The sequence below is a fragment of the Brevundimonas sp. genome (genome assembly GCF_036400995.1).
In the GTDB taxonomy this organism is placed as follows: domain Bacteria; phylum Pseudomonadota; class Alphaproteobacteria; order Caulobacterales; family Caulobacteraceae; genus Brevundimonas.
Map to the genome: position 1 here is coordinate 14,751 of NZ_DASWWG010000090.1, position 15,535 is coordinate 30,285.

Annotated in this window: 19 protein-coding genes; 17 read left to right on the plus strand and 2 right to left on the minus strand. The window is 67.2% G+C overall.

The genetic code is table 11. The features are described 5' to 3' along the window. The first annotated feature begins 33 nt into the window (after nt 1-33). Nucleotides 34-636: an NAD(P)H:quinone oxidoreductase gene (gene wrbA / locus VGE03_RS12910; protein WP_331046880.1), complete on the plus strand. Its 603-nt coding sequence runs from the start codon at nt 34-36 to the stop codon at nt 634-636. A gap of 4 nt (nt 637-640) precedes the next feature. Further along, nucleotides 641-1,396 (plus strand): 4,5-DOPA dioxygenase extradiol, encoded by a 756-nt coding sequence (gene ygiD / locus VGE03_RS12915; RefSeq protein ID WP_331046881.1) that lies wholly within the window; start codon nt 641-643, stop codon nt 1,394-1,396. Here the strand turns inward: ygiD and VGE03_RS12920 are convergent, their stop codons facing one another. Together VGE03_RS12920 and VGE03_RS12925 are read right to left on the minus strand one after the other, a co-directional pair. Beyond that, nucleotides 1,397-1,792: a DoxX family protein gene (locus VGE03_RS12920; RefSeq protein WP_331046882.1), complete on the minus strand. Its 396-nt coding sequence runs from the start codon at nt 1,790-1,792 to the stop codon at nt 1,397-1,399. An 81-nt stretch (nt 1,793-1,873) separates the two neighbouring features. Then, complete coding sequence (locus VGE03_RS12925) at nt 1,874-3,427, minus strand: AMP-binding protein (RefSeq protein WP_331046883.1); 1,554 nt, start codon at nt 3,425-3,427, stop codon at nt 1,874-1,876. A 177-nt stretch (nt 3,428-3,604) separates the two neighbouring features. Here VGE03_RS12925 and lipA point away from each other — a divergent pair, with 177 nt between their 5' ends. From lipA to lpdA, 15 genes are all read left to right on the plus strand, one after another. After that, nucleotides 3,605-4,567, plus strand: coding sequence for a lipoyl synthase (gene lipA / locus VGE03_RS12930; RefSeq protein WP_331046884.1), 963 nt, complete (start codon nt 3,605-3,607; stop codon nt 4,565-4,567). 7 nt (nt 4,568-4,574) lie between these two features. After that, nucleotides 4,575-5,030: a type II toxin-antitoxin system RatA family toxin gene (locus tag VGE03_RS12935; protein ID WP_331046885.1), complete on the plus strand. Its 456-nt coding sequence runs from the start codon at nt 4,575-4,577 to the stop codon at nt 5,028-5,030. Then, a complete protein-coding gene (locus VGE03_RS12940) occupies nt 5,027-6,139 on the plus strand; it encodes an NAD(P)/FAD-dependent oxidoreductase (RefSeq protein ID WP_331046886.1) in 1,113 nt (370 codons plus the stop codon). The genes VGE03_RS12935 and VGE03_RS12940 overlap by 4 nt, the downstream gene beginning before the upstream one ends. After that, nucleotides 6,132-6,662, plus strand: coding sequence for a GNAT family N-acetyltransferase (locus VGE03_RS12945; protein ID WP_331046887.1), 531 nt, complete (start codon nt 6,132-6,134; stop codon nt 6,660-6,662). Before VGE03_RS12940 ends, VGE03_RS12945 begins: the two co-directional genes overlap by 8 nt. Before the next feature lie 132 nt (nt 6,663-6,794). Beyond that, complete coding sequence (rpmF, locus tag VGE03_RS12950; RefSeq protein WP_056449735.1) at nt 6,795-6,977, plus strand: 50S ribosomal protein L32; 183 nt, start codon at nt 6,795-6,797, stop codon at nt 6,975-6,977. A 106-nt stretch (nt 6,978-7,083) separates the two neighbouring features. Continuing rightward, nucleotides 7,084-7,674 (plus strand): hypothetical protein, encoded by a 591-nt coding sequence (locus VGE03_RS12955; protein WP_331046888.1) that lies wholly within the window; start codon nt 7,084-7,086, stop codon nt 7,672-7,674. A gap of 146 nt (nt 7,675-7,820) precedes the next feature. After that, nucleotides 7,821-9,098: a phosphopyruvate hydratase gene (gene eno / locus VGE03_RS12960; RefSeq protein WP_331046889.1), complete on the plus strand. Its 1,278-nt coding sequence runs from the start codon at nt 7,821-7,823 to the stop codon at nt 9,096-9,098. Between the two features lie 126 nt (nt 9,099-9,224). Then, nucleotides 9,225-9,542, plus strand: a complete 318-nt coding sequence (locus tag VGE03_RS12965; protein ID WP_414644954.1) for an FtsB family cell division protein — start codon at nt 9,225-9,227, stop codon at nt 9,540-9,542. A 114-nt stretch (nt 9,543-9,656) separates the two neighbouring features. Then, entirely contained in the window at nt 9,657-10,682 is a 1,026-nt protein-coding gene (gene pdhA / locus VGE03_RS12970) for a pyruvate dehydrogenase (acetyl-transferring) E1 component subunit alpha (RefSeq protein ID WP_331046891.1), read from the plus strand. Then, the gene (locus tag VGE03_RS12975; RefSeq protein WP_331046892.1) at nt 10,679-11,008 is read left to right on the plus strand and encodes a hypothetical protein; all 330 of its coding nucleotides are present in this window, start codon (nt 10,679-10,681) and stop codon (nt 11,006-11,008) included. Before pdhA ends, VGE03_RS12975 begins: the two co-directional genes overlap by 4 nt. Continuing rightward, nucleotides 11,005-12,360 (plus strand): pyruvate dehydrogenase complex E1 component subunit beta, encoded by a 1,356-nt coding sequence (locus VGE03_RS12980; protein ID WP_331046893.1) that lies wholly within the window; start codon nt 11,005-11,007, stop codon nt 12,358-12,360. The genes VGE03_RS12975 and VGE03_RS12980 overlap by 4 nt, the downstream gene beginning before the upstream one ends. After that, the gene (locus tag VGE03_RS12985; protein WP_331046894.1) at nt 12,357-12,674 is read left to right on the plus strand and encodes a DUF5076 domain-containing protein; all 318 of its coding nucleotides are present in this window, start codon (nt 12,357-12,359) and stop codon (nt 12,672-12,674) included. The genes VGE03_RS12980 and VGE03_RS12985 overlap by 4 nt, the downstream gene beginning before the upstream one ends. Further along, entirely contained in the window at nt 12,671-13,942 is a 1,272-nt protein-coding gene (locus VGE03_RS12990) for a pyruvate dehydrogenase complex dihydrolipoamide acetyltransferase (RefSeq protein ID WP_331046895.1), read from the plus strand. Before VGE03_RS12985 ends, VGE03_RS12990 begins: the two co-directional genes overlap by 4 nt. A 14-nt stretch (nt 13,943-13,956) precedes the next feature. After that, a complete protein-coding gene (locus VGE03_RS12995) occupies nt 13,957-14,436 on the plus strand; it encodes a glutathione peroxidase (RefSeq protein ID WP_331046896.1) in 480 nt (159 codons plus the stop codon). A 2-nt stretch (nt 14,437-14,438) separates the two neighbouring features. Further along, nucleotides 14,439-15,535 (plus strand): dihydrolipoyl dehydrogenase (gene lpdA / locus VGE03_RS13000; RefSeq protein ID WP_331046897.1); only part of this gene is annotated, 1,097 nt, incomplete at its 3' end.

Genomic DNA, 15,535 nt, shown 5'->3' on the forward strand with positions numbered 1-15,535 from the left:
ATCACTGTTACTTTTCCGCTCAGGAGTGCTTTCATGGCCCGCGTTCTGGTTCTCTATCATTCGACCTATGGCCACATCGAAGCCATGGCCGAAGCCGTCGCCGAGGGCGCGGGCGCGGTGGAGGGCGTCACCGTCGACATCAAGCGCGTGCCGGAAACGGTGCCGGAAGAGCTGGCCAAGGCCTCGCACTACAAGCTCGACCAGAAGGCCCCGGTCGCCAAGATCGACGACCTGAAGGACTATGACGCCATCATCATCGGCGCGGGCACGCGCTTCGGCTCGGCCGCCTCGCAGATGCGCGCCTTCCTGGATCAGGCCGGCGGCCTGTGGTTCACCGGCGCCCTGATCGGCAAGGTGGGCGGCGCCTTCACCGCCAGCGCCACCCAGCACGGCGGCCAGGAAACCACCTTCCAGGGCCTGCACAACTTCTTCATGCACCACGGCATGCCGGTCGTCGGCCTGCCCTATTCCTATCAGGCGCAGATGACGCTGGACTCGGTCGAGGGCGGCTCGCCCTATGGCGCGACCACGATCACCGGCGGCGACGGCTCGCGCCAGCCGAGCGAGATTGAACTGGGCGGCGCCCGGTTCCAGGGTAAGCACATCGCCGAACTGGCGAAGAAACTGCACGGGTAAGACGATGCGCCAGCCGGCGATTTTCTTCGGTCACGGCTCCCCGATGAACGCGCTGGGCGGTCCCTATGCGGACGCCTGGCGCGCGCTGGGCGAGGCCGTGGGCAAGCCGAAGGGCGTGGTCATGATCTCGGCCCACTGGGAAACCGGCGGGCTGGGCGTGACGGCGCAGGCGAACCCGGAAACCATCCATGATTTCGGTGGCTTCCCCGCTGAACTGCATGCGATGCAGTACCCGGCGCCCGGATCGCCGGCGCTGGCGGCGCGCGTGTCGGAGCTGACCGGCGCGGTCCAGACCGATCAATGGGGGCTGGACCACGGGACCTGGTCGGTGCTGGCCCACGTCTGGCCGGAGGCCGATGTGCCGGTCGTCCAGCTGTCGCTGAACCGGCGACTGACGACGCGCGAGCACTATGAGCTGGCCAAACGCCTCGCCCCGCTGCGGGACGAAGGCGTGGTCATCGCCGGATCCGGCGACTTCGTCCACAATCTGCGGACCTGGAAGCGGACCGGCGGCGAGCCCTACGACTGGGCGACCCACTTCAACGAGGCGGTGAAGGCCGCCTTCGTGCGCGGCGACGACGACGCCCTGATCGACTGGGTCCATCTGGCCGAGGACGCCCAGCTGAGTGTGCCGACGGACGAGCACTATCTGCCGCTGCTCTACATCGCCGCCCAGCGTGCGCCGGGCGACGATGTGAGCTTCTTCAACGACGTCATCGAGGGCGGCTCGATCTCGATGACGGGCGTCCGGATCGGCTGATCAGGCCTTTTTCGCCATGGCGGCGTCCACCGACCACGGGCCGGCGCCGGCCGCGGCGAAGAACAGCCAGACGAAGCAGTACAGGGCGATCGTCTCGCCGCCGTTGCTGATCGGGAACGGACCCTGCGGGCCGTGGGCGTACCAGTAGCCGACGGCGCAGAAGCCCGACGCCAGGAAGGCGACCGGGCGCGTGAACAGGCCCAGCACCAGAAGCGCCCCGAAGATCAGCTCCAGCGGCCCGGACAGGCCGGCGATGCTGAGACCCGGAGGCGGCACGCCCTCGACGGCGGGGAAGCCCAGCACCTTGGCGGTGCCGTGGCAGAGGAACAGAAGGCCTGCGACGATACGCAGGACGCTGAGCAACTGCGGTTGGTAGGCGGACAGCTTGTTGAACATTGAACCCTCCCTCTCTTTCCAGAGGCGGGCAGTTTGGGCCGGAGTCGGTCCGGCGCACAATGTTCGTCGAAGGGCGCCCGGTTACGCCGCCTTGTCGAGCTCGACCATCTGCTGGATGGCGACGTAGTCGGTCTTGCCGGTGCCCAGAACCGGCACGTCGTCCACGCGCATGATCTTCTTGGGCACGGCCAGTTCGGGCGCGCCGTGCTCGCGGGCCCATTCGGCCAGCCGGGCGACGTCGGCGTCCTTGCGGTCGGTGACCAGCACCAGCTTCTCGCCCTTGCGGCTGTCCGGGATGGAGACGACGGCGTGGCGAGCCTCGGGCCATACCGCGCTGGCGAGGCCTTCGACGGCGGTCAGGGAGACCATCTCGCCGCCGATCTTGGCGAACCGCTTCACCCGGCCGAGGATGGCGATGTAGCCCTCCTCGTCGATGTCGACGATGTCGCCCGTGTCGTGCCAGCCGTCCTTGAGCGGTTCGATGGCGCGCGGATCGTCCGCCGACAGATAGCCTTCCATCACATTGGGGCCGCGCAGATACAGGCGGCCGCCCTCGGTGATGCCCGGGACCTCTTCCAGCTTCCATTCCATGCCGGGCAGGATCTGGCCGACCGAGCCCGGCCGGTTGCGGTCCGGGTGGTTCACGGCGACCACGGGCGCGGCTTCGGTGGCGCCGTAGCCTTCCAGCAGCTTCAGGCCGTGGAAGCGGGTGTTGAACAGGTGGTGCGTCTCGTCGCGCACCCGCTCGGCGCCGGCGACGACGAACTGCAGGGTCGAGAAGTCGTCCGGCCCCGCCACGCGGGCGTACTGGTTCAGGAAGGTGTCGGTCGCGAACAGGATCGAGGCCTTCACCTGCGGCAGCAGTTCGGTGATCTGCTTGGCGTGCAGCGGCGAGGGATACTGGAAGGCCTTCATGCCCTGCAGCAGGGGCAGCAGGACGCCGCCGGTCAGGCCGAAGCAGTGGAAGGTCGGCAGCGGGTTGAACATCACCCAGTTGGGGTCCAGCGCGATGTGCTGGGCGACCTGACGGCAGTTGGCGACCAGGTTGGCCTGGCTGAGCACCACGCCCTTGGGCGCGCCGAAGCTGCCCGAGGTGAACAGGACCACGCCGGGCGACGACGGGTCGGTCTTCACGCGGAACCGCTTGGGCATCATGCCGGCGGCCAGGCCGTACAGCTTGTCCGGCAGGCCGATGGTGGCGCGCACGTCGTCGAGCCAGACGATCTCGGCCACGGTCTCGATATCGGTGATCAGCTCTTCCAGCTTGGCCTGCTGGATGAAGCGTTTCGCGGTCAGGACCTTTTTGACGCCCGCCGCGGCCAGCGCCGCCTTGATGTTCCGCTCACCGGCCGTGAAGTTGATCATCACCGGCACGCGGCCGTGGGCGTGCAGGCCGTAGAAGGTGACCACCACGCCCATGCTGGACGGCAGCAGGATGCCGACGCGCTCTTCCAGCGACGTCATCGCCGCGATCTTGCGGCCCAGCACGAAGGCGGCGCGGATCAGGCCGGTATAGGTGAGCGGCTTGCGATCCTGGTCTTCCAAGATCTCCTTGTCGCCGTAGGTTTCGCGCGCGGCGATCAGGGCGTCGAAAATACCTTCTTCGCCTGTCCTGGCTTCCAGCGGTACGCGCAAACTTCAGTCCTCCGTCGACGCGTTGTGCCCGCGCCCGTGATTTGAGCGGGGGAAACTAGAGCGAGGCGCTCTCCTTGAAAAGATGCGTTACCTTGCGTGAGGTTCCCTGACGCCTTGCCTTCGCCTTACGGAAAGACGACATACCGCCTTCACGCCTCCGGAGCCCGAGCCCCCGCCTTGGTCACCCTGATCGACACGCTGAAGAAGACGCCGGCTGAACTGCGTCACCCGGAAAAGCAGAACCGCCCGGAAACCGCGGTGCTGAAAAAGCCGGACTGGCTGCGCGTGAAGGCGCCCGGATCGGGCCAGTACAACGCCACCAAGGAGATCGTCCGCTCCAAGGGGCTGGTGACGGTCTGCGAGGAAGCCGCCTGTCCGAACATCGGCGAGTGCTGGAGCCAGAAGCACGCCACGCTCATGATCATGGGCGACACCTGCACCCGCGCCTGCGCCTTCTGCAATGTGAAGACCGGCCTGCCGCAGCCGCTGGATCCGGAAGAGCCGGGCAAGGTCGGTCTGGCCGTGCAGCAGATGGGCCTGAACCACGTCGTGATCACCTCGGTGGACCGCGACGACGTCTCGGACGGCGGCGCCGCCCACTTCGCCGAGGTGGTGCGCCAGATCCGCCTGCAGGCGCCGGACACCACCATTGAAATCCTGACGCCCGACTTCCTGCGCAAGGACGGGGCGGCCGAGGTGATGATCGACGCCCGTCCGGACGTCTTCAACCACAACCTCGAGACGGTTCCGCGCCTGTATCTCAAGATCCGGCCGGGCGCCCGCTACTTCCACAGCCTGCGCCTGCTGCAGATGGTCAAGGAGCGCGACCCCAACCAGTTCACCAAGTCCGGCATCATGGTCGGCCTGGGCGAGACCAAGGAAGAGGTCATGCAGGTGATGGACGACATGCGGTCCGCCGGCGTCGACTTCATCACCATCGGCCAGTACCTGCAGCCGACCCGCAAGCACGCGGCCATCGAGCGCTTCGTCACGCCGGAGGAGTTCAAGGCCTATGAGGCGATCGCACGGGCCAAGGGCTTCCTGATGGTGTCCGCGTCGCCGCTGACCCGCAGCTCGCACCATGCCGGTGACGACTTCGCCCGCCTGAAGGCGGCGCGTCTGGCGCAAACGGGTCGCTGAGCCGCGCTTGGCCGTTCACCGCGTCACGAAAATCCTGCCCTATGAACCGGATCAGCTGGCCGAGCTGGTGGCGGATGTGAAGGCCTATCCGGCCTTCGTGAAGTGGGTGACGGGGATGCGGGTGTGGAACCCGCGGGAAGAGCGGCCGGGGGTGAGCGTCATCGACGCGGAGGCCTCGGTCGGCTTCTCCTTCCTGACCGAGCGGTTCTCAACCTGGGTGCGGCATGACCGCAATGCGCCGCTTGTGGAGGTGGGCCTGCTGCGCGGGCCGTTCCGGCATCTGAAGAACCGCTGGCAGTTCTTCCCCGATCCCAAGGGGACGCGGGTCGAGTTCATGATCGACTTCGCCTTTGCCAATCCGCTGTTGAACGGCATGCTGCAGGCCAATTTTGATCGCGCGGTTTCCGCCCTGATGGGCAGCTTCGAGGCCGAGGCGGCGCGCAGGTACGGGCAGAAGGCATGAGCTTCGACTTCGACGCGACGGTCGTGGGCGCCGGCGCGGTCGGTCTGGCCTGCGGCCGCGCGCTGGCGAAGCGGGGCCTGTCGGTGCTGGTGCTCGAGAAGGAGCCGCACATCGGTCAGGGCGTGTCCTCGCGCAACAGCGAGGTCATCCACGGCGGGCTCTACTATCCGACGGGCTCATTGAAGGCCCGGTTCTGTGTCGAGGGCCGCCGGTCGCTCTACGCCTTCCTCGACAGCCACAAGGTCGACTACCGTAAATGCGGCAAGCTGGTCGTGGCGACCGAAGCAGCCGAGGTCGAGCGGATCGAGGCCATCTTCCGGCAGGCCAGCGCCAACGGCGTGGAGGGGCTGGAGCACCTGACCGGGGCGCAGGCGCGGGCGCTGGAGCCGGGACTGAACGCCCATGCGGCCATCCTGTCGCCCGAGAGCGGCCTGTTCGCCAGCCACGACTACATGCTGGCCCTGCAGGGCGAGATCGAGGATGCGGGCGGCTCTGTCGTCCTGTCCACGCCGTTCGAACGGGCCGAGCCCCTGCCGGGCGGCGGCTTCAAGATCATCGCAGGCGGGGAGGGCGGGGCGACCCTGACGACGGGCCTGCTGGTCACCGCCCCGGGGTTGGGCGCGCAGGATGTGGCGTCCCGCATCGAGGGCTATCCGGCCGAACGCATCCCCAAGGGGCATTACGGCAAGGGCGTCTATTTCCGACTGACCGGCAAGGCGCCGTTCGAGCGGCTGATCTATCCGCCGCCCATCCCCGGCGCGCTGGGCACCCACTATCGCAAGGACCTGGGCGGACAGGCGGTGTTCGGGCCGGACCTCGCCTATGTCGAGGCCGAGGACTATTCGGTCGATCCGGCCAAGGCGGCCGAGTTCGAGCACTACATCCGCCGGTTCTGGCCGGGCCTGCCCGAGGGTGGGCTGACGCCGGACTATGCGGGCATCCGGCCCAAGCTGCACGGCCGGGGCGAGCCCCAGCCGGACTTCCAGCTGCGCGGTCGGGACGACCACGGCATTGACGGTCTGGTGGCCCTGTTCGGCATTGAAAGCCCCGGGCTGACCAGTTCATTGGCCATCGGCGAAGCGGTGGCGGAGATGGTGACGCGTGACTGAATTGACGATCCGGGACGCCGTGGCGTCCGATATTCCGGCCCTGCATGCGCTGGTGGAGAGCGCCTATCGCGGCGAGGCGTCGCGGGCGGGCTGGACGACCGAGGCGGACCTGCTGGACGGCCAGCGCACCGATGCCGAGGATCTGGCCGATATTCTCGCCGATGCCCGGCAGGGTCTGCTGACGGCCTGGGACGGCGACGTCCTGGTCGGATGCATCCTGATCGCGCGACGCGGGGAGGGGATCGGCTATTTCGGCATGCTGTCGGTCAGCCCGGCCTTGCAGAACGCCGGACTGGGGCGTCGGCTGGTCGGGACCGCGGAACAGGCGATGGCCGACCGATTCGGCGCCCGCCGTGTGCGTATCTCGGTCATTCCGCAGCGGGACACCCTGATCGCCTGGTACGAGCGGCTGGGTTACGCGGCCACCGGCGAGACCCTGCCTTTCCCTTATGGAGACACGCGTTTCGGCCTGCCGAAGCGGGATGATCTGAGCTTCATCGTGATGGAGAAGGCGCTCGGCTGAGTCTCTCACCGCAAGCGCCTTGAAATCGCCCGCGGGTTCATGCATAAGCCCGCGCTCGCAAGGCGGCTCTGACGGGCCGCCGCTATTGTTTTCGCGCCTTTACCGGCGCCCGACCAGAAGATTGAGACGGACATGGCCGTTCCGAAGCGCAAAGTATCGCCCTCGCGTCGCAACATGCGCCGCGCCCACGACGCCCTGGGCACCAATGCCTACGTCGAAGACAAGGACACCGGCGAGCTGAAGCGCCCGCACCACATCGACCTGAAGACCGGCACCTACCGCGGTCGTCAGGTTCTGACGCCGAAGGAAGACTAGTCTTCTGACGTCACCGGCTTCGGCCGGGCGAAGATTTTTGCGGCGCGCGAGACCCTCGCGCGCCGTTTTCGTGCGTTGATGGGGCTGGACCACTTCCGGAGCCCCTATGATCCGCCCCCTGATGCTGACCGCCGCCGTCCTCATGCTGGCCGCCTGCAATGCGCCGGAGGAGCCCGCTCCGACGCCTGCCGAGCCGGCGCCCGCGCCTGCGCCTGAAACGCCGCCCGCAGCCAATGTCCTGACGGCCAACGGCTTCGGGCCGCTGCGAATCGGCATGACGACGGCCGAGATCGAGGCGGCGCTGGGGCCTGATTCCGATCCGGGCGCGGTCGGCGGACCCGATCCCGCCAGCTGCGACATGTTCCATCCGTCCCGCGCGCCCGACGGCCTGCTGGTCATGACCAACAACGGCGTGCTGGCCAGCATCTGGCTGACGCGGACGGCGACGGTCGAGACCGACCGGGGCTTCAACATCGGCGATGACGCCGCGGCGATCAAAGCCGCCTACGGGGCCTCGGCGGTCGTGGTTCCGCACAAGTATGAGGCGGCTCCGGCCGAGTACATCACCGTCTGGGCGACGGCCGATCACACGTCCCCGAACGCCCGGGGCGTGAAGTATGAAATCGGCCAGGACGGCAAGGTGAAGGCCATCGCCGGCGGCGGCCCGTCGATTGAGTACGTCGAGGGCTGCGCCTGATCGGCGTCGTCGGCCGGTGAGGCGGCGGCTCGATGAAGGATTTGTCTGCACAACCGGTAACCGCGTGAGCCGGGTTCCTTGCCGTGCCCGGCTTCCACGGGCTAAACGCGGCGTCTGACCGCCGCCTTGCAAAGCAGAGCCATCCCATGACCGACATCGCTGAAATCGTCGCCCGCCAGATCCTCGACAGTCGGGGCAATCCGACGGTGGAGGTGGACGTGGTCCTCGAGGACGGCAGCTTCGGCCGCGCCGCCGTGCCGTCGGGCGCCTCGACCGGCGCCCACGAAGCCGTCGAACTGCGCGACGGCGACAAGGACGTCTGGGGCGGCAAGGGCGTCCAGAAGGCCGTCGACGCCGTGAACGGCGAGATCTTCGACGCCCTGTCGGGCATGGACGCCGAGGACCAACGCCGCATCGACGAGACCCTGATCGGTCTGGACGGCACCGCGAACAAGGGCCGCCTCGGCGCCAACGCCATCCTCGGCGTGTCGCTGGCCTGCGCCAAGGCTTCGGCGATTTCGTCGAATCTGCCGCTGTACCGTTACCTGGGCGGCGTCTCGGCCCGCGTCCTGCCGACCCCGATGATGAACATCATCAACGGCGGCGCTCACGCCGACAATCCGATCGACATCCAGGAGTTCATGATCCTGCCGACGGGCGCGGAAGACTTCTCGGAAGCCCTGCGCATGGGCGCGGAAATCTTCCACGCGCTGAAGAAGGCCCTGAAGGACGCCGGCCACAACACCAACGTCGGCGACGAGGGCGGCTTCGCCCCGAACCTGCTGTCGGCCGAGGCCGCCCTGGAGTTCATCACCAAGGCCGGTCAGTCGGCCGGCTATCTGGCCGGTGAGGACTTCCACCTGGGTCTCGATGTCGCGGCGACCGAATTCTTCAAGGACGGCAAGTACCTGATGGCCGGCGAAGGCAAGACCTTCGACGCCGACGGCATGGTCGGCTACCTGGCCGACCTGTGCGAGCGCTTCCCGATCGTCTCGATTGAGGACGGCTGCGCCGAGGACGACTTCGACGGCTGGAAGCTGCTGACCGACCGTCTCGGCGACCGCGTCCAGATCGTCGGCGACGACCTGTTCGTCACCAATCCGGCCCGTCTGGCGGCCGGTATCGGCGAGGGCCTGGCCAATTCGATCCTGATCAAGGTCAACCAGATCGGTACGCTTTCCGAGACGCTGGATGCGGTCGATATGGCCCATCGCGCCGGCTACACCGCCGTGATGAGCCACCGCTCGGGCGAGACCGAGGATTCGACGATCGCCGATCTGGCGGTCGCCACCAACTGCGGTCAGATCAAGACGGGCTCGCTGGCCCGCTCGGACCGGACGGCCAAGTACAACCAACTGCTGCGCATCGAGGAGATGCTGGGCGACCAGGCCGACTATTTCGGCGGCGGCATGCTGCTGAAGTAAGCGGCGAAAAGGGCTGTGGCGAAGGCCGTAGATTCTACGGCCAAGCTACGGTTCGTTAGGGCTTTTCGGTCATGACTCGTCAATCACGAGTCCACGCTCAGAAGGAGCGGTCGAGTGCCCGAACGGATGAAGCCCTATCTACCCTCCTGCGTACTGCTGCTGTTGATCGCCTACCTCGGCGTTCAGGCCCTGACGGGCGAGCGCGGGTTGCTGAGCGGGGGCGAGCGTGACGCCATGCTTGAGCGCCGGGAGACGCAGCTGGGCGATCTCCTTGAACAGAAACGCGATCTGGAAGTGCGTGTCCGCTACCTGCAGCGCGACAGCCTGTCCCGCGACCTGCTGGAAGAGCGGGCCCGCGCCGTGCTGGGCTTCGCGGACCCTCGCGACTATGTGATCCGCGTGTCGAGCGCCCCCCGGCAGGACGTCAAGCCGCACAATTCGTGAACTTTAGTTACAGCTTCACAGGGTCGCTTTGCGTTTCTGGATCGAAGGCTGCTAAAGCCCCTTTCCGTAACGACAAGCGTCCCTGCCTAGCGGGGTCCCACCGGGAGATCACGGATGGCGAAAGCCCCCGCCGCGAAGACTGATTCAAAGAAGATTCCGAACACCCCGACGGCCTCGAAGGAGGACCTGCTGCGGTTCTACCGCGAGATGGTCCTGATCCGCCGTTTCGAGGAGCGGGCGGGCCAGCTGTACGGCATGGGCCTGATCGGCGGCTTCTGCCACCTGTACATCGGCCAGGAGGCCGTGGCCGTGGGCGTTCAGGAGAGCGTCAAGCCGGGCCACGACAAGATCATCACCGGCTACCGTGACCACGGCCACATGCTGGCCGCCGGCATGGATCCGAAGGAAGTCATGGCCGAGCTGACCGGCCGCATCGGCGGCTCGTCCAAGGGCAAGGGCGGTTCGATGCACATGTTCGACGTGCCGACCGGCTTCTACGGCGGTCACGGCATCGTCGGCGCCCAGGTGGCGCTGGGCACGGGCCTGGCCTTCGCCGGCAAGTACCGCGGTGACGATTCGGTGGCCTTCGTCTATTTCGGCGACGGCGCCTCGAACCAGGGTCAGGTCTACGAGAGCTTCAACATGGCCCAGCTGTGGAAGCTGCCGGCCATCTACATCATCGAGAACAACCAGTACGCCATGGGCACGAGCATCGAGCGCTCGTCGTCCACGACCGAGCTGTTCAACCGCGGCGCCAGCTTCGGCATCCCGGGCGAGCAGGTCGACGGCATGGACGTGCTGGCCGTGCGCGACGCCACGGCCCGTGCGGTGGCCCGCGCCCGTGAAGGCGGCGGCCCCTACATCCTCGAGGTGAAGACCTACCGCTACCGCGGCCACTCGATGTCGGATCCGGCCAAATACCGGACGAAGGAAGAGGTCGACGAGGTCAAGAAGACCCGCGACCCGATCGATCACATCAAGCTGCTGCTCGAACAGGCCAAGGCGACGGAAGACGAGCTGAAGGCCATCGACAACGAAATCAAGGCGATCGTCGCCGAAGCTGTTCAATTCGCCCAAGAGAGCCCGGAGCCCGATCCGTCCGAGCTCTACACTGACGTCTACGTGGAGGCGACGGTATGATCGGATTGCTCCTCGCCATCGCGCTGCAGGCGCAGCCGATGGCCGCTGAAGCGCCGCCCGTACCCATGACGGCCGCTGATCCCTGCGTGGAGCTTCAGGGCCGAGGCTACGCGACTATTGGCGGACAGCGCCTCAAGGGGCGCGCTCTGGCTCGAGCCGTCGCCGAGCGGATTCCCGCAGGCCGGCCGCTTTTCATTCGGTTCGCCAATGAGCGAGCTTCAAACGACGTCGAGGGAATGTCGGCTGCGATGGCCGGAGCGATCAACGCTCCGTCGATCGTCATCGTCGAAACCTGCGAACTGCCCACCGGAGCCTCTGCTCAATGACCGACATTCTGATGCCGGCGCTGTCCCCCACGATGGAAGAGGGCACGCTGACCAAATGGCACATCAAGGCCGGGGACGTGGTGTCCGCGGGCCAGGTGATCGCCGAGATCGAAACCGACAAGGCCACGATGGAAGTCGAGGCGGTGGATGAGGGCGAAGTGCTCGAGATCCTCGTCGCCGAAGGCTCCGAGAACGTGAAGGTCAACACGCCGATCGCCCGTCTGGCGGGCGAGGACGGCGCGGCGGCTCCCGCTCCGAAGGCGGAGGCCGCTCCGGCCGCGTCGTCGGGCGAGGCGGAGAAGGCCGCGGCGCACGCCGCCGCCCCGGTTCCGGCCGTCGAGCTGAAGGACCCGGAAATCCCGGCCGACGCCAAGCTGGTCAAGACCACCATCCGTGACGCCCTGCGCGACGCCATGGCCGAGGAAATGCGCCGCGACCCGGCCGTCTTCCTGATGGGCGAGGAAGTCGCCCAGTACCAGGGCGCCTACAAGGTCAGCCGTGAGCTGCTGCAGGAGTTCGGCGACCAGCGCGTCGTCGACACCCCGATCACCGAGCACGGCTTCGCCGGCCTCGGCGTCGGCGCCGCCATGGCGGGCCTGAAGCCGATCGTCGAGTTCATGACGTGGAACTTCGGCATGCAGGCCATCGACCACATCATCAACTCGGCGGCCAAGACGCTGTACATGTCGGGCGGCCAGATCCGGGCGCCGATCGTGTTCCGCGGTCCGAACGGCGCCGCGTCGCGCGTGGCGGCCCAGCACAGCCAGGACTACTCGGCCTGGTACGCCCAGGTCCCGGGCCTGAAGGTCATCGCGCCGTATGACGCGGCCGACGCCAAGGGCCTGCTGAAGGCGGCCATCCGCGATCCGAACCCGGTCGTCTTCCTCGAGCACGAGATGATGTACGGCCTCGAGTTCGACGTGCCGGACGTCGAGGACTACGTCCTGCCGATCGGCAAGGCCAAGGTCCGTCGCGAAGGCACGGACGTGACCATCACGGCGCACAGCCGCATGGTCGGCTTCGCCCTGCAGGCCGCCGAACAGCTGGCCGGCGAAGGCATCTCGGTGGAAGTCGTCGACCTGCGCACCCTGCGTCCGCTGGATCACGAGACCATCGTCAACAGCGTCAAGAAGACCAACCGTCTGGTCTCGGCTGAAGAAGGCTGGGGTCCGATGGGCGTCGGCGCCGAGGTCGTGGCCCGGGTGATCGAACACGCGTTCGACTATCTGGACGCTCCGCCGCTGCGCGTGCACCAGGAAGACGTGCCGCTGCCTTACGCCGCCAACCTGGAAGCCCTGTCGCTTCCGGGCGTCGACAAGATCGTCAAGGCCGTGAAGCAGGTGATGGCATGAGCGACACCGACGACTTCCACCTGAAGACCCCGGACAGCGTCGTCGCGGATCCGGAAGCGGTCGAGATCATCCGCATGTGGTGGTCCAAGAACGAGCCGGTGATGTCGGTGAAGCCCGCCTTCAACGACCCGGCGCAGTTCGGCCAGCTGCTGGCCATCGCCGCGCGGCACATGGCCTACGGCTACGCCGTGCGTCACGGCCACAACGAGAAGCAGGCCTACAACCGCATCCTTCAGGGGCTGAGCGACACCATCAAGGCGGACAACGTCACGACCGTCGCCGAACCGATCGCGCCGACCGGGAGCGTGCAATGACCGATATCCTGATGCCCGCCCTGTCTCCGACCATGGAGGAGGGCGTCCTCGCCAAATGGCACGTGAAGGCCGGTGACGTGGTCAAGGCCGGCGACGTGATCGCCGAGATCGAGACCGACAAGGCGACCATGGAGGTCGAGGCCGTCGACGAGGGCGAGATCACCGAAATCCTCGTGGCCGAAGGCTCCGAGGGCGTGAAGGTGAACACCCCGATCGCGCGCCTGAAGGACGAGGGCGGCGCCGCCGCTCCGGCTTCGAAGGCGGCGGAAGCGCCGAAGGCCGCAGAGGCGCCCAAGGCCGAAGCTCCGAAGGCGGAAGCGCCCAAGGCGGCCGCGGCTCCGGCCGCGCCGAAGGCCGCTGACGGCGGTCGTCTGTTCGCCTCGCCGCTGGCGCGCCGTCTGGCCGCCCAGGCCGGCGTCGATCTGTCGTCGATCAAGGGCACCGGCCCGCACGGCCGCATCGTCAAGCGCGACGTGGAATCTGCAGGCAAGGGCGGCGCCAAGCCGGCTCCGGCCGCGGCCGCCGCGGGCATCCCGTCGCGTCCGGTGCAGTCGCTGGCCCAGATGGGCATTCCGGACGGCACCTACGACCTGATCCCGCTGGACGGCATGCGCAAGGCGATCGCCCGCCGCATGGTCGAAAGCGTGCAGCAGATCCCGCACTTCCCGCTGTTCATCGACGTGGAGCTGGACGCCCTGCTGGCGGCCCGCGCCAAGGTCAATGCGCTGCTCGAGAAGGACGGCGTGAAGGTCTCGGTCAACGACTTCGTCATCAAGGCCGCCGCCATGGCCCTGAAGGCGGTGCCGGAAGCCAACGCCAGCTACACGCCCGAAGGCATCGCCATACACCACAACGCCGACGTGGCGATGGCGGTGGCGATCGACGGCGGCCTGATCACCCCGATCATCCGCAAGGCCGAGACCAAGTCGCTGTCGCAGATCGCGACGGAGTCGAAGGACCTGGCCAAGCGCGCGCGCGACCGCAAGCTGAAGCCCGAAGAGTTCCAGGGCGGCACCTTCTCGGTGTCCAACCTGGGCATGTTCGGCATCAAGTCGTTCAGCTCGATCATCAACGAGCCGCAGGGCGCCATCATGAGCGTCGGCGCGGGCGAGCAGCGTCCGGTCGTCAAGAACGGCCAGCTGACCATCGCCACGGTGATGACCGTGACCATGACCTGTGATCACCGCGTCGTCGACGGTGCGACGGGCGCCCGCTTCCTGCAGGCGTTCAAGCCGCTGATCGAAGATCCCGTGACGATGCTGGCGTAAGGCGAGGGCAGGGCATGACCTCGGTCTATGACTTCACCGCCACCGGGATCGACGGGACCGAGGTTCCGCTTTCCCGGTTCGCGGGGAAGGCCCTGCTGATCGTCAACGTCGCCTCGCGCTGCGGTTTCACCCCGCAGTACGAGGGGCTGGAGACCCTGCACCGCGAGCTCGCCGACCGTCCGTTCGAGGTGCTGGGCTTTCCCTGCAACCAGTTCGGGGCGCAGGAGCCGGGGAGGGCGGACGAGATCGCCAGCTTCTGCTCCACGACCTACGGCGTCGACTTTCCGATGTTCGACAAGATCGAGGTCAACGGCCCGAACCGGCACCCGCTCTACGACTGGCTGACCGGCCAGAAGAAGGGGTTCCTCGGCAGCCGCGACGTGAAGTGGAACTTCACCAAATTCCTGACCGACCGGGAGGGCAGGGTGGTCGCCCGCTACGCGCCCCAGGTCGAACCCAAGGCCATCAAGGCCGACATTGAGAAGTTGATCTGACCATGGCTGCTGAATTCGATCTCGTCATCATCGGTTCGGGCCCGGGCGGCTACGTCGCCGCCATCCGCGCGTCGCAGCTGGGCCAGAAGGTCGCCATCGTCGAACGCGAGTCGCTGGGCGGCATCTGCCTGAACTGGGGCTGCATCCCGACCAAGGCGCTCCTCAAGTCCGGTGAGAAGTACGAGAGCCTGTCGCACCTGAAGGAGTACGGCCTGTCGGCGACCGGCGCGTCGTTCGACTTCGACGCCATCATCCAGCGCTCGCGCGGCGTCGCGGCGACGATGAACAAGGGCGTCACCTTCCTGATGAAGAAGCACAAGGTCGAGGTGATCGAGGGCTCGGCCAAGCTGGAGAAGGCCGCCGGAACGCCCAAGGTCGTCGTGGCCCTGAAGGCCGGCGGTTCGCGCACCGTCGAGGCGAAGAACGTCATGCTGGCCGTCGGCGCCCGCGCCCGCGCCCTGCCGCAGATCGGCCTGGAGGCTGACGGCGACAAGATCTGGGCCTACCGCGACGCCCTGGCGCCGAAAAAACTGCCCAAGACCTTCGTCGTCATCGGCTCGGGCGCCATCGGCATCGAGTTCGCCAGCTTCTATCGCGCCCTGGGCGCCGAAGTGACCGTGGTGGAAGCCGTCGACCGCATCATGCCGGTCGAGGACGAGGAAGTGTCCAAGGCCGCCCAGAAGTCCTTCGAGAAGCGCGGCATCAAGTTCAAGGTGGGCGCCAAGGTCACGAAGGTATCCAAGGATTCCAAGGGCGTGAAGGTCGCTGTTGAAGTGAACGGTAAGGCCGAAACGCTGGAGGCCGAGGTCTGCATCTCGGCCGTCGGCATCACCGCCAACACCGACGGCATCGGCCTGGAGGCGCTGGGCGTCGAACTGGACCGTGGTCACATCAAGACCGACAGCCACTGCCAGACTAATGTGAAGGGCCTGTACGCCATCGGCGACTGCGCCGGCGCGCCCTGGCTGGCGCACAAGGCGTCGCACGAAGGCATCCACGCCGCCGAGCACATCGCCGCGTACAAGACGCCGAACGTCCATTCGCCCATCGCCGGCTGCACCTACGCCCAGCCGCAGGTCGCCTCGGTCGGGATCACCGA

Excerpts from the sequence above, each read along its gene's own strand:
- wrbA (WP_331046880.1), top strand. The coding sequence starts at position 34 with ATGGCCCGCGTTCTGGTTCTCTATCATTCGACCTATGGCCACATCGAA.
- ygiD (WP_331046881.1), top strand. The coding sequence starts at position 641 with ATGCGCCAGCCGGCGATTTTCTTCGGTCACGGCTCCCCGATGAACGCG.
- VGE03_RS12920 (WP_331046882.1), bottom strand. The coding sequence starts at position 1,792 with ATGTTCAACAAGCTGTCCGCCTACCAACCGCAGTTGCTCAGCGTCCTG.
- VGE03_RS12940 (WP_331046886.1), top strand. The coding sequence starts at position 5,027 with ATGAGCTTCGACTTCGACGCGACGGTCGTGGGCGCCGGCGCGGTCGGT.
- rpmF (WP_056449735.1), top strand. The coding sequence starts at position 6,795 with ATGGCCGTTCCGAAGCGCAAAGTATCGCCCTCGCGTCGCAACATGCGC.
- VGE03_RS12955 (WP_331046888.1), top strand. The coding sequence starts at position 7,084 with ATGATCCGCCCCCTGATGCTGACCGCCGCCGTCCTCATGCTGGCCGCC.
- eno (WP_331046889.1), top strand. The coding sequence starts at position 7,821 with ATGACCGACATCGCTGAAATCGTCGCCCGCCAGATCCTCGACAGTCGG.
- VGE03_RS12965 (WP_414644954.1), top strand. The coding sequence starts at position 9,225 with ATGAAGCCCTATCTACCCTCCTGCGTACTGCTGCTGTTGATCGCCTAC.
- pdhA (WP_331046891.1), top strand. The coding sequence starts at position 9,657 with ATGGCGAAAGCCCCCGCCGCGAAGACTGATTCAAAGAAGATTCCGAAC.
- VGE03_RS12975 (WP_331046892.1), top strand. The coding sequence starts at position 10,679 with ATGATCGGATTGCTCCTCGCCATCGCGCTGCAGGCGCAGCCGATGGCC.
- VGE03_RS12980 (WP_331046893.1), top strand. The coding sequence starts at position 11,005 with ATGACCGACATTCTGATGCCGGCGCTGTCCCCCACGATGGAAGAGGGC.
- VGE03_RS12985 (WP_331046894.1), top strand. The coding sequence starts at position 12,357 with ATGAGCGACACCGACGACTTCCACCTGAAGACCCCGGACAGCGTCGTC.
- VGE03_RS12990 (WP_331046895.1), top strand. The coding sequence starts at position 12,671 with ATGACCGATATCCTGATGCCCGCCCTGTCTCCGACCATGGAGGAGGGC.
- VGE03_RS12995 (WP_331046896.1), top strand. The coding sequence starts at position 13,957 with ATGACCTCGGTCTATGACTTCACCGCCACCGGGATCGACGGGACCGAG.